A 12,888-nucleotide genomic window follows, 5' to 3' on the forward strand; every position below is an offset into this window, starting at 1 on the left:
GGCTGACGGCTGACGCCGGACGGCTGACGCCGGACGCCGGACGCCGGACGCCGGACGCCAGACGCCAGACGCCACCACTCAGCCGCGTGCCGCCGCCAGCGTCCGGCGGGCGTAGTACTCGAACGTCAGCTGCGAGCGGCGCGGCGTCAGGATCCAGTCGTGCGCCTCCGTGGCCAGCGCCTCGGGCAGCGGCTTGATGGTGCCGGCCGCCATCGCGGCCAGTTGCATGCGGGCCGCGCGCTCGAACAGCAGCGCCATCACGCAGGCCTCCTCGACCGAGGTCGCCGCGATCAGCAGGCCGTGGTGGGCCAGCAGGATCGCGCGCTTGTCGCCCAGCGCCGCCGAAATGATTTCGCCTTCCTCGTTGCCGACCGGCACGCCCGGCCATTTCTCCAGGAACGCGCAATCGCCATACAGCACGCACGTATCCATATGCGACACCGTCAACGGGACTTCCAGCATCGACAGCGTGGCCGCGTGGAACGGATGCGTGTGGATGATGCAGTTGACGTCCGGCCGCGCGCGATAGATCCACGAGTGAAAGCGGTTGGCGGGATTGGCCATGCCGCCGCCCTCGAGCACACGCAGGTCTTCGTCGACCAGCAGCAGGTTTTCCGCGGTGATCTCGTCGAAGCCGAGCCCCAGCTGCTGCGTGTAGTAGCGGCCGGGTGCGTCCGCCCGAGCCGTGATCTGGCCGGCAAGGCCGGAATCGTGGCCGCCGTCGAACAGGATGCGGCAGGTCAGCGCCACCTTTTCGCGCAGCGATCGTTCCGGCACGGTCAGCCGGGTTTGCATCTCGCCCTGTGCGCGGGCGATCAGCTCGTCTTTCTTCAGGTCGAAGGTATCAGCCATGTTGGATGCTCCGTTGGGATGTCGAGGGGCCGGTTGCGGTCGTCCGGTTGCGGTCGCCCGGGGGGCGTCCGATTGGGGTCGCCCTTAGTCGGCCTTGATCTTTGCCGCTTCGACCACCGCCGCCCACTTCTTCTTTTCGGCGGCCATCGTCGCGGCGTATTCCTGTTGGGTGCCGGCCAGCGCCTCGCTGCCTTGCGCCGCGAGCCGGCTGCGCAAGCCCGGGCGCGCCAGCGTGGTCCGCAGCGTCGTGGCCAGTCTGTCGACGACTGCCGGCGGCGTGCCGGCCGGGACGTACAGCGCATTCCATGAGCTGGTCTCGAACGATGGCAAGCCGGCTTCCTGGCTCGTGGGCACCGTGGGAGCGGCGCTGGAGCGCGTGCCGTTGGCGATCGCCAGCGCGCGCAGCTTGCCGGCCTTGACCTGCGGCATCACCACCGGCACGGCGTCGATCACCGCGGCGACATGGCCGCCGATGGCGGCATTGACGGCTTCCGCGCCGCTCTTGTACGGCACGTGATTGATCTTTGTCCCGCTCAGCAGCTTGAACAGTTCCATGCTCATGTGCGGCGCGCTGGCGCTGCCCGCCGATCCGTAGTCGAGCCGGTCCGGATGGCTGCGCGCATAGGCGAGGAATTCGTTGAGGTCGCGCGCGGGCACGCTGGCGGCCACCGCCAGCATGAAGGGCGACTTCGACACCATGCCCAGTGGCGTGAACTGGCTGTCCGGCGAATAGGGCAGCTTGCCGGCTGGGTAGATCAGCGGATTGACGATCTGCGTGCCCACCGTGCCCATGAACACCGTATAGCCGTCGGGCGCCGCCTTGGCGGCCGCCTGCGCGGCGATCAGGCCGCCGGCCCCAGGCCGGTTCTCGATCAGCACGGTCTGGCCCAGCGCGCCGGACCATTCCTGCCCGACCAGGCGGGCGATGTTGTCGGTGATGCCGCCGGCGCCAAAGGGCACCACCAGCCGGATCGGCTTGGCGGGGAACGGCTCTGCGGATAAGGCATTGGCGGTCAGCAGGCAACAGCCGGCCACCGCCACCATCCATCGGGGCGCTTTCATCTGGAACTCTCCGTTGTGTGTCATGTGATTGCCGGCATGACACAATGTGTCCTATGGAATGTGTTGTGTCAAGTAGGACATGTTGTACCCGGAGCGTCGATATAATGCCGCGGTCGCTTTCGCTACCGCCTCGTCATGGTCAATCTGGCGCATCGCCTCCGCACCCTCCGCCGCCAACGCGGCTTTTCGCTGGAAACGCTGGCCGAGCAGACCGGCCTGACGCGCAGCTATCTGTCCAAGCTCGAGCGGGGGCTCAGTTCGCCATCGATCGCCACGATCCTGAAGATCGCCGATGCCTACGGCATGGGAACGGGGCAACTGCTGGGCGATGCCCGCGACAGCGCGCACGAAGTCGTGTGCATCTCGCGCGCCGGCGAGCGCGAGCCGCTGTCACCCTCGGAACGCGAGGGGACCTATCGTTACGAGGCGATTGCCGCGCAGCGCAAGGTCAAGGCGATGGAGCCCTTCATCATGTATCCGCCGCGGGAGTTTCCCGACGAAGCGCGCTCCGCGCACAGCGGCGAGGAGTTCCTGTTCGTGCTGAAGGGCCAGGTCGAGGTGATGCTCGGAGAGGAAACGATCGCGTTGTCGATCGGCGATTCGCTGTACTTCGATGCCGATCTGCCGCACCGCATTCGCACGGCAGGGCGGGCGCAGGCCGAGGTGCTGGTTACCACGGCGAAGTAACAGCCGGAGCAAGAACCGGGAGCAAGAACCGGAGCAAGAACCGCAGCCGCAATGGAAAAGCCGCCGGGGCGCATCGCCGCCGGCGGCTTTGGCAGGGTGGGGTGGGAGCCGGCACGCCGCCAGCTGCCTCCGTCGAATCGGCTTCAGGCCGTCTTGGCCTCCTGATAGGCCGCGTACAGGCGCTGGAACACCGGTCCCGGCACGCCCTTGCCGATTGTTTGGCCGTCGATCGTCACCACCGGAAGGATCTCCTTGCTGGCCGACGACAGCAGGACTTCGTCGGCGGCGAACACCTCGTCGCGGGTGACCGGGCGGGAGACCAGCGGAATCTCGAAGCGGGCGCACAGCTCTTCGATCAGGCCATAGCGGATCCCTTCGAGGATCAGATTGTCCTTGGGCGGCGCCGCGACGACGCCATTCTTGACGACCCAGACGTTGGACGCCGAGGCCTCGGTCAGCATGCCGTCGCGGAACTGGATGGCCTCGGTCACGCCATGCTCGGCCGCATTCTGCGCGGCCAGCACATTGCCCAGCAGCGAGGTCGACTTGATCTGGCAGTGCAGCCAGCGCTTGTCCTCCATCGTGACGCAGGCCACCCCGCGCTCGGTCGCGGCGGCCGGCGGCAGCGACATCGGATTGGTCATGATGAAGACAGTCGGCGTGACTTCCTTCGGGAAGGCGTGCATGCGCTTGGCGACGCCGCGCGTGACCTGGATATAGATCATCTGGTCCGGCATCGGATTGGCCTGCATCACGCGCGCGATCAGCGCCGTCCATTGGCCCTCGTCATGCGGATTCGGAATACCGATCGCATCGAGGCTGCGCGCGAGCCGGGCCAGATGCTGTGCCGCGCGGAACGGCTTGCCGGCATAGACCGGGATCACCTCGTAGACGCCGTCGCCAAAAATAAAGCCGCGGTCGAGCACGGGGATGCGCGCCTCGGACAGCGGCGTCAATTCGCCGTTCAGATAAACGGTGGCGTCGGAGCTGGAAGTCATGGTGTTGGATGCGTGGAGAACAGGATGAAGCATTGTTCCACAGCGGCTTGCGCGGGGTCATGCCGAATGCGCATAACGTTGCGCCGGGGGCCTTCCGGACGAAAGCCGACGAACGCCGGACGAAGGCAAGCTTGGCCTTGCTTGTAGGACGAATCCTTGCCGTAATCAGCGGCCCTCCGACGCCGCTGAGCGGTGTCCTGCGGAATACTCCGGGGAAAACGACTGATAGCGTGGCGCCGTGCTCACCTTCGTGTTGCTGACCCTCGCCGCGATCGGAGTGATCGCGATCGTGATCTACCTGTCGAAATGAGCGGCAGGCGGCTGGCCCATGCCGTGCGACAAGGCACGGGGCAGGACCGGTGCGCGCCGGCGGCACGCGCCTCAGCTCGCGCCGTCGGTACGCAGCGGCGCGGCGGCGACCGGCAAGCCCGGAGGCTCCTGGCCGCCGCCCGTATCGTTGGCAGCGACGCGCTCGTCCGGTGCCGGGGCCCGCGTGGGCGTCTCGTCAAGACGATTGCCATGCGCGTCCAGGTCCGGCCGGCGCGCGAACAGCAGCGCGAAGTCGCTCAGTGCCTGCCACGTGCGCTGGTGCGCGATGATGTCCGAATGATTGCTGCCGGGAATGGTCTCCACCGCCACCGGCCCCGGCCACGCCGCCATCAGGCGCTCGGAGCATGCATGCGGGACGACGTCGTCGACCTCGGCGAGCAGCACCTTGGTCCGCTGCACCACCTTCTTGCAGTGCGAGATCGAATCGAAGTGATGACGCATCAGCTGGCGCAGCGGCACCAGCGGAAACCGCTTGCGCACCAGTTCCAGCAGCGAATCGTAGGGCGTGATCAATTGCAGGCTCTCGAAGTCCTGCAGATCGGCCAGCTGGATCGCGACCCCCGTGCCCAGGCTGCGGCCGACCACGTGGACCCGCGTGCCCGGCAGCACGCGCCGCAGATGCAGCAGGAACTGGCTGGCATCGGCGACGGCCGCCGCCTCCGACGGGCTCCCGTCGGAATGGCCGAGGCCCCGATAGTCGAACGTGGCGAAGCCGACTTCGGGCGGCAGCCAATGTAGAAATTGCATGGTCTCGAGCACGTCTTCCCCGCGACCTGGCAAATAGAACAACAGATCGGTGACGGCGCAGTGCGCATCGCCGCGATACACGTAGCCGCGCAGCATCCCGCCGGGGATGGTGTGCGAATAGGCGGTGATGCCTTCCGGCAGTTCGCGCGGCGGGCGCCGCCTCGCGTCGAACAGCAGGCGGCCCTGATTGATGCCGAGGTAGGTCCAGTAGCTGAGAAAGCCGGCTGCCGTCAGCACGGCGGCGGCGCCGATGGTCTTGCAGGGCAGGTGCATCAGGACCTGCCGGAACAAGCTGCGGTTCGCGTGGTGATTCGCGTGGTGATTCACATTGCGATTCGCATTGCGGTTCGGGTTGCGTTTCTGTTCTTCCATGAGGCGCACCTTATACGAATTCGCCCCTGTGCGGCAAATCGCTGCCGAACACGGGCGGATAGCGGCAATTGCCGGCAGTACCCCAATGGTGCGGACCTGTGCGTCGCGGCATCGCATCCGCATCGGGGGTCACCCCCTCGCGATCGGCGGATCGATTTCCTATGCTGCCTGTGTCCCCTCACCTGTCCCTGTCCTGACAAGGAGAACAACATGGATCGCCGCCAGTTCTTGAAATGGGGAAGCTTCATCACCGTCTCGGTCGCCACCACAGGGTTGGCCGGCTGCGGCGGTGGCGATGACAATCCCGATCCGCCCGAACCCGACCTGTTCGACTTCCGCCACGGGGTCGCCTCCGGCGATCCTCGTCCCGACAGCGTCGTGTTGTGGACACGCGTCGAAGGCGACAACGGCAGGCGCCACGTCAATGTGCGCCTGCAGGTGTCGACCCAGGAGGACTTTTCCACGCTGGTCGTCAATGACCTTCTGCGCGCCTTGCCCGAGTGGGACTACACGCTGCGCACCAAGGTCACCGGCCTGAGCGCCGCCACCACCTACTACTACCGTTTCCGCGTGGGCAGCCGCTTCAGCCCGGTCGGGCGCACCCGCACCGCGCCCGCGGCCGGCACGCCGCTGTCGCAGCTGAAGTTCGCCTTCGTCAGCTGTCAGGACTGGAGCATCAACCACTGGGCCGGCATGGAGGAGCTTGCCCAGCAGGACCTCGATTTCATCGTGCACACAGGCGACTACATCTACGAGGCCGTGGCCGACGGCGCGCCGGTCAATCTGGTCGAAAGCCGCCATACGCCGCTGTCGCTGCCCGACGGCACGACGCTGCCGAGCGGCTTCCGCTACGCGACCACGCTGGAGGACTACCGCTATCTGTACAAGGCCTATCGCAGCGACGCGCGCCTGCAGGCGCTGCATGCGCGCTTCCCGATGATCGCGATCTGGGACGACCACGAGTTCTCCGACGACTGCTGGCAGGACCGCCAGAGCTACGATGCCGACGACGACCAGTCGCCGCAGACCGCGCGACGGCGCAGCGCCAACCAGGCCTGGTTCGAGTACCTGCCCGCCGATGTCACGCTGGACCTGAACAACCCCTCGTTCCAGAACATCCAGATCTATCGCGCGTTCACGTTCGGCAATCTGGCGACGCTGCTGATGACGGACGAGCGGCTGTATCGCGCCGACCATCTGATTTCCGAAGCCAATGCCGGCGGCGATGTCGGCAGCCGCTTCTTCATCCGGCGCGATGCGCTGAAGGCGGCAGAGGACGCCAAGATCGCCGCGGCCGGCGGTGCGCTGACGCAGGTATCGATGCTGGGCGATGCGCAGCGCGCGTGGTGGCAGGACCGTGTGGGCGGTGCGGCGACGACGTGGAAGCTGTGGGGCAACCAGGTTTCGCTGCTGCGCATGCAGATCGATCTGACCGAAGCCATCGCGGAGCTGATGGTGTTGCGGCTGATCGCAAGCAATACGGCGCTGACGCCGCTGCGCGACCAGATGGAAACGGCGTTGACCGCGGACCTGCGCGCCGCGCTATCGTCCGGGACCTATCCGAACAACGTCGCCTACACCAATCTGCGGCAACTGCTGTCCACGCAGGCCGGCATCGACAGCGCGACCTTCGACGCCAATATCAAGCCGACGCTGGACAGCCGCCTGCCACCGGCCTCGCTGCTGGCCACCTATGTCTTGAACGCGGACCAGTGGGATGGCTACGACGCGGAACGTCGGAACCTGATGGCCTTCCTGAAGACGAACAACGTCCGCAATGTGGTGGCGCTGACCGGAGATATCCACGCCTTCTTTGCCGGCGTGGTGATGGACGACTTCGATGCGGCCACGCCGACGCCGGTGATGGTCGACCTGGTCGGGGCAGGGCTGTCGAGCAATACGCTGATGAGCACGTACAAGAGCGTGGTCGACAACGACCCGCGCTTTGCCGAGATCAAGGCGTTGATCTACGAGGAGGTCAGCGGCGCGGTCGTCAATACCCTCAATCGCACGCTGCAGCATTTCAATCCGTGGATGCGGTACGCGGAGACCAATGTCACCGGCTATGCGATCGTCACGTTGACGCCGGACAAGCTGAACTGCGCCTTCCATATCATGAAGGGCTTGGTCGACGGCAATGCGCCGCCGTAGCCGGCGACGGCGCGCGTCACCACGGTCGAGGTGCCGGCGGGTTCGGCGGTGGTGAACGTGGTCTGAGGGGTTCGCGGCGCGGCAGGACGGCGCCCCGCCGGCCGCCGCCGGCCCCCGCTGGCCACCGCGCTGAGGCATGGGGTTTGGTACGATCAGTGACGGCGCGCATCCGATGCGATGCGCGCCGCGGAAGGGGCACCCGAAGGCGGGCACCCGAAGGTGGGCATCCAAAGGCGCGTCCACCTGTCTGTCTGATCCACCACGGAGATCCCATGCGTTGCAGCGCTGCCGGCCCGGTCCTGTCCGCCATCCCGATCAGGGTCCTTGGCGCCGTCCTGAGCGCCGTGCTTACCGCGGGACTTGGCGCCGCGTTCTGCGGCCCTGGCGTGGCGCATGCCGCGCCTGCGTCGGTGGAATCGGCGGGCGTGCCGCCGCCCGCATCAGCCGGCGAGGCGGCGCCGGCGTTGCCCACGCCGGTCGCCACCGCCGAAGGCATCTCCGAATACCGCCTGCCCAACGGACTGCGCGTGCTGCTCGCCCCGGATGCGGCGCAGCCGACCACCACGATCAACATCACCTACCTGGTCGGCAGCCGGCACGAAAGCTACGGCGAAAGCGGCATGGCCCACCTGCTCGAGCATCTGCTGTTCAAGGGCACGCCGAGCGTTCCCGATGGCGCGATCGGCCGGCAGATGGCGAGCCGGGGGATGCAGTTCAACGGCACCACCGCGCACGATCGCACCAATTACTTCGCCACCTTTGCCGCCAGCGAGGAAAACCTGGACTGGCTGCTGCGCATGGAAGCGGACCGCATGGTCAACAGCACGATCTCGCGCAGCGCGCTCGACAGCGAGATGACGGTGGTGCGCAACGAGCTGGAGCGCGGGGAAAACAGCCCGACTGGCGTGCTGCTTCGCCAATTGGCGGCCAGCGCCTACCACTGGCACAACTACGGCAAGGCGCCGATCGGCGCGCGCAGCGATATCGAGCACGTGGGCATCGATGCGCTGCAGGCCTTCTATCGTCGTTACTACCAGCCCGACAACGCGGTGCTGGTGATCACCGGGCAATTCGATCCAGCCCGCACGCTGGCCAGCGTGAGCCGCTATTTCGGCGCGATCCCCAGGCCCAACCGCGTGCTGGCGGAACAGTACACCGTCGAGCCCCCGCAGGAAGGGCCACGCGAAATCCTGCTGCAGCGGCCCGGCGATATCCAGGTCGTGGCCGCGCAATATCACATCGGCCCGGGCGCGCATCCGGATACCGCGGCGATGACGCTGCTGGTCGATATCCTGACCGCGATACCGGGAGGCCGGCTGTATCGCGGACTGGTCGAGCAGAAGAAGGCCGCGTCGCAAACGGGCTTTCTGCGAGCGTTGAAGCAGCCGGGCAGCGTGGTGTTCCTCGCGCAGGTCGGCAAGGCGCAATCGCTGGAGCCGGCGCGCACCGGACTGCTTGAGCTGGTGGAAGGCATCGCGGCCCAGCCGATCACGCAGGAGGAACTCGACCGCGCGCAGCGTCGCGCGCGCAACGGCTACGAACGCATGCTGAACGATCCGGCCAGCTACGGCGTGGCGCTGTCGGAAGCCATCGCCAAGGGCGATTGGCGGCTGATGCTGATTACGCGGGATCAGATCGAGCGGGTAACGGTCGACGACGTCAATCGCGTCGCCCGCCACTATCTGCAGCGCACCAATCGCACGCTGGGCCAGTTCATTCCGGTCGACGTGCCGAGCTACGTCGCGATTCCGCCGGCGCCGGACCTGGCCGAGCTGACGCGCGGCTATCGCGGCAAGCCCGGCAACGCGCCGGTCGCACCGTTCGCGCCGACCCCCGCCAATATCGAGGCGCATACGCTGCGCGCGACGCTGCCGAACGGCATGGTCATGGCGATGCTGCCCAAGCCCACGCGCGGTGCGCGCGTGCACGGCCAACTGGTGCTGCGCATGGGCGATGTCGACAGCCTGCGCGGCCTGGACGCGGTGGGCACGCTGACCGCCGGCATGCTGATGCGCGGCGCCGGCGGACGCGATCGGCAGCAGCTGATCGATGCCTTCGAGGCGCTGCGGACGACGGTCGGGGTTTCGGGCGACGCCGAACGCGTCACCGTCAGCTTCCAGGCGCCGCGCGAACATCTGCCGCAGGTCCTGACGCTGCTGCGCGATGTGCTGCGCGAACCGACCCTGCCCGCCGCGGAATTCGAGGTGCTGCGCACCACTGCGGTCGCCGGCATCCAGAGCCAGGTACGGCAGCCCGAGGCGCTTGCTCCGGTCGTGCTGGGCCGGCACGGCAATCCCTATCCGAAGGGCGACCCGCGCTATGTGCCCACGCTGGAGGAATCGATCGCCGAGCTGCGGGCGGTCCAGCTTGAGCAACTGCGCGACTTCCATCGGCGCTTCTACGGCGCCAGCCATGCGCAGTTCGCGCTGGTGGGCGACTTCGATGCCGAAGCCGCCCGGCAGCAGGTGCAGGCGCTGTTCGGCGACTGGAGCGCGCCGATGCCGTTCGCCCGCGTCGAGCGCGATTTCCTGCCGCTGCATCCGGCCAGCCTGGCCGTGCCGACGCCGCACAAGGCCAATGCCAGTTTCATCGCCGCGCTGCCGATCGGCATGACGATGGACCATCCCGACTATGCGGCGCTGGCGATCGCCAACCGGATCTTCGGCGGCAGCTCGATGAAGAGCCGGCTGGCCGACCGGCTGCGCCAGCAGGAGGGCATCAGCTATGGCGCCACCAGCTACCTGCGGATCGGCGCGCTGGATACCGCCGGCCGCTTCGGCATCCAGGCCTCCTTTGCCCCGCAGAACCTGCCCCGGCTCAAGGCCGGCGTGCAGCGGGAGCTGCGGCGCTTCCTGCGCGAGGGCGTGACGGAGGAAGAACTGGCCGAGGCCAGGAGCGGACTGCGGCAGCAGGGGGTGGTCACCCGCAGCCGCGACGAGGCGCTGGTCTCGATGCTGGCCTATCAGCTGTTCGTCGGCCAGACCATGGCGTTCACCGAAGAGCTGGAGCGCCGCATCGACCAGACTACGGTCGAGCAGGTCAATGCGGCGATCCGGCGCTATCTGGACCCGGACCGCTTTGTCGAGGTCTATGCCGGTGCCTGGCCCGACGCAGGCGGGGCCGGGGACCCCGGCAAGGCGGCAGCCACGCCTGAAGGCGGCCAATAGCTATACCTAATGACGACGGTTTATACGATAAATTGTACAAATGGAGGGGGCGTCGCCAGAATGGGGCCTTCGCTGCGACACATAACCACGCAGCACAAAGAATCTCACCCCGGAAACCCGAACCTACTACCCAACCAGGAGCGATCCCAATGCTGCAATCCCGTGAAGGCCAACGCGTCCCCAATGTCACGTTCCGCGTCCGCGAGAACAATGAATGGAAGAACCTGAACACCGCGGAGCTGTTCGACAACAAGACCGTCGTGGTCTTCTCGCTGCCCGGCGCGTTCACCCCGACCTGTTCGTCGACCCACCTGCCGCGCTACAACGAACTGGCGCCCGTTTTCGCCAAACACGGCGTCGACGCGGTCCTGTGCGTCTCGGTCAATGACACCTTCGTGATGAACGAGTGGGCCAAGGACCAGGAATCCGAGAACATCGTGATGATTCCCGACGGCAACGGCGAATTTACCGACGGCATGGGCATGCTGGTGGACAAGACCGACCTCGGCTTCGGCAAGCGCAGCTGGCGCTATTCGATGCTGGTCAAGAACGGTGTGGTCGACAAGATGTTCATCGAGCCGGAAGAGCCGGGCGACCCGTTCAAGGTCTCCGACGCCGACACGATGCTCGCCTACGTCGCCCCGGACGCCAAAAAGCCGGACCAGGTCGTGGTGTTCTCGAAGGAAGGCTGCCCGTTCTGCGCCAAGGCGAAGCAACTGCTGGCGGACAACGGCTACCAGTACATCGACGTGCCGCTGGAACACAAGATCCGCGGCAAGGTGCTCGGCGCGGTGTCCGGCACGATGACCGCCCCGCAGGTGTTCATCAACGGCAAGCTGATCGGCGGCGCCGAGCAGGTCGAGCAGTATCTGGCCGCCTGATCGCCCGCAGCGCCTTTATCTCCCGATTCCACTGATTGTTCCGTGGCGCGGTCCGGCAGTCGCCGGACCCGATGGCGGCGTGCCGCCCTCGGGTCCGTGGATTGAACCGCCCCGAATACTTCGAATATCCCGAATAGCTCGAATTCAACCATCGTCTCTCCGAACAGGAATTTCGCCATGCAAACCATCGTCACCGACATCGCCGTGATCGGCGCAGGCACCGCCGGCCTTGCGGCCTATCGCGCCGCCAAGGCCGCCGGCAAGCGGGCCGTGATCATCGAAGGCGGGGAATACGGCACCACCTGCGCGCGCGTCGGCTGCATGCCGTCGAAGCTGTTGATCGCGGCGGCCGAGGCCGCGCACGAGCTGCGCCATACCGCGCCGTTCGGGGTCCATGTCGATGGACAGATCCGCATCGATGGCCGCGAGGTGATGGACCGCGTGCGGCGCGAGCGCGATCGCTTCGTCGGCTTCGTGGTCCGTGGCGTCGACAATATTCCCGAGCAGGACCGTCTGCGCGGCTATGCCCGCTTCATCGACAACACGGTGCTGCAGGTCGGCGACGATGCCGACGGCACCGTGGTTCGCGCCGGCCGCGTGGTCATTGCCACCGGCTCGAGCCCGGCCGTGCCGCAGCCCTTCCGCGTGTTCGGCGACCGGCTGGTGGTCAACGACGACGTCTTCGACTGGCAGGACCTGCCGCGCCGCGTGGCCGTGTTTGGCCCCGGCGTGATCGGCCTCGAACTGGGCCAGGCGCTGTCGCGGCTCGGCGTGCATGTGCGCGTGTTCGGCGTGCGCGGGGGCGTCGGTCCGCTGACCGACCCGGCGATTCGCGCCTATGCCGCCCAGGCCTTCCAGCAGGAGTTCTATCTGGACCCGGATGCCAAGGTCACGGACATGGCGCGCGAAGGCGACGAGGCGGTGATCTCGTTCATCGACCGCGACGGCAATGCGGTCACCGAGCGCTTCGACTATGTGCTGGCCGCCACCGGCCGCCAGCCCAACGTGCGCAATCTGGGCCTGGAAAACACCGGGCTGGAGCTGGACGAGCGCGGCGTGCCCGTGTTCGACCCGGCCACGCTGCAATGCGGCTCGGCGCCGGTCTTCATCGCCGGCGACGCCAACGATGTCCTGCCGCTGCTGCACGAGGCCGCCGACGAGGGCAAGAGCGCCGGCGAGAATGCCGTCGCCTGGCCGCAGGTTTCGCCGGTGCCGCGCCGTGCGCCGATCGCGGTGGTGTTCGCCGATCCGCAACTGGCCATGGTCGGCCAGCGTTATGCCGACTTGCCGGCCGACAGCTTCGTCACCGGCGAGGTCAGCTTCGAGGACCAGGGGCGCAGCCGCGTGATGCTGAAGAATCGCGGGCTGATGCATGTCTATGCCGACAAGGCGAGCGGGCGTTTTCTCGGTGCGGAATGGATCGGGCCACGCGCCGAACATATCGCCCATCTGCTGGCATGGGCCTATCAGCAGCAATTGACCGTCGATCAGATGCTGGCGATGCCGTTCTATCACCCCGTGATCGAAGAAGGATTGCGCACCGCGTTGCGCGACGCACAGGCCCGGCTGCGCGCCTGAGCCGGTTAAATGCCGCCGTGGCGGCGTTCCTTGCCATTGCCGTTATGCGGCTTGCCGCGCATC

General features: G+C 67.0%; 8 protein-coding genes and 1 pseudogene. 5 read left to right on the top strand and 4 right to left on the bottom strand.

Features of this window, described 5'->3' with window-relative positions:
• Positions 1–78: 78 nt before the first annotated feature.
• Complete coding sequence (locus KZ686_RS21200; RefSeq protein ID WP_149316396.1) at positions 79–852, bottom strand: aldolase; 774 nt, start codon at positions 850–852, stop codon at positions 79–81.
• Positions 853–936: 84 nt separating this feature from the next.
• Positions 937–1,914, bottom strand: coding sequence for a Bug family tripartite tricarboxylate transporter substrate binding protein (locus KZ686_RS21205; protein WP_265633583.1), 978 nt, complete (start codon positions 1,912–1,914; stop codon positions 937–939).
• 135 nt (positions 1,915–2,049) lie between these two features.
• Between KZ686_RS21205 and KZ686_RS21210 the strand changes: the two genes are divergently transcribed.
• Positions 2,050–2,601 carry a helix-turn-helix domain-containing protein gene (locus KZ686_RS21210; protein WP_149316544.1) on the top strand — a complete coding sequence of 184 codons (552 nt, stop codon included), beginning with the start codon at positions 2,050–2,052 and terminating at the stop codon, positions 2,599–2,601.
• A 143-nt stretch (positions 2,602–2,744) separates the two neighbouring features.
• On the opposite strand, the gene KZ686_RS21215 is transcribed toward KZ686_RS21210, so the two are convergent.
• Both KZ686_RS21215 and KZ686_RS21220 read right to left on the bottom strand, forming a co-directional pair.
• The gene (locus KZ686_RS21215) at positions 2,745–3,599 is read right to left on the bottom strand and encodes a D-amino acid aminotransferase (protein WP_265633584.1); all 855 of its coding nucleotides are present in this window, start codon (positions 3,597–3,599) and stop codon (positions 2,745–2,747) included.
• Between the two features lie 381 nt (positions 3,600–3,980).
• Positions 3,981–4,949, bottom strand: coding sequence for an alpha/beta hydrolase (locus KZ686_RS21220; protein ID WP_265635337.1), 969 nt, complete (start codon positions 4,947–4,949; stop codon positions 3,981–3,983).
• Positions 4,950–5,258: 309 nt separating this feature from the next.
• On the opposite strand from KZ686_RS21220, the pseudogene KZ686_RS21225 reads away from it, so the two are divergent.
• The 4 genes and pseudogenes from KZ686_RS21225 (at position 5,259) to KZ686_RS21240 (ending at position 12,825) form a co-directional block, all read left to right on the top strand.
• A pseudogene (locus tag KZ686_RS21225) lies at positions 5,259–7,265 on the top strand (alkaline phosphatase D family protein).
• Between the two features lie 206 nt (positions 7,266–7,471).
• Positions 7,472–10,366, top strand: coding sequence for a M16 family metallopeptidase (locus KZ686_RS21230; protein WP_265633585.1), 2,895 nt, complete (start codon positions 7,472–7,474; stop codon positions 10,364–10,366).
• Between the two features lie 149 nt (positions 10,367–10,515).
• Entirely contained in the window at positions 10,516–11,247 is a 732-nt protein-coding gene (locus KZ686_RS21235) for a glutathione peroxidase (RefSeq protein ID WP_149316391.1), read from the top strand.
• A gap of 177 nt (positions 11,248–11,424) precedes the next feature.
• On the top strand, positions 11,425–12,825 hold the full coding sequence (locus tag KZ686_RS21240) for a dihydrolipoyl dehydrogenase (RefSeq protein WP_265633586.1): 1,401 nt from the start codon (positions 11,425–11,427) through the stop codon (positions 12,823–12,825).
• Positions 12,826–12,888 lie beyond the last annotated feature (63 nt).

Source organism: Cupriavidus cauae, from assembly GCF_026210475.1.
GTDB lineage: Bacteria > Pseudomonadota > Gammaproteobacteria > Burkholderiales > Burkholderiaceae > Cupriavidus > Cupriavidus cauae.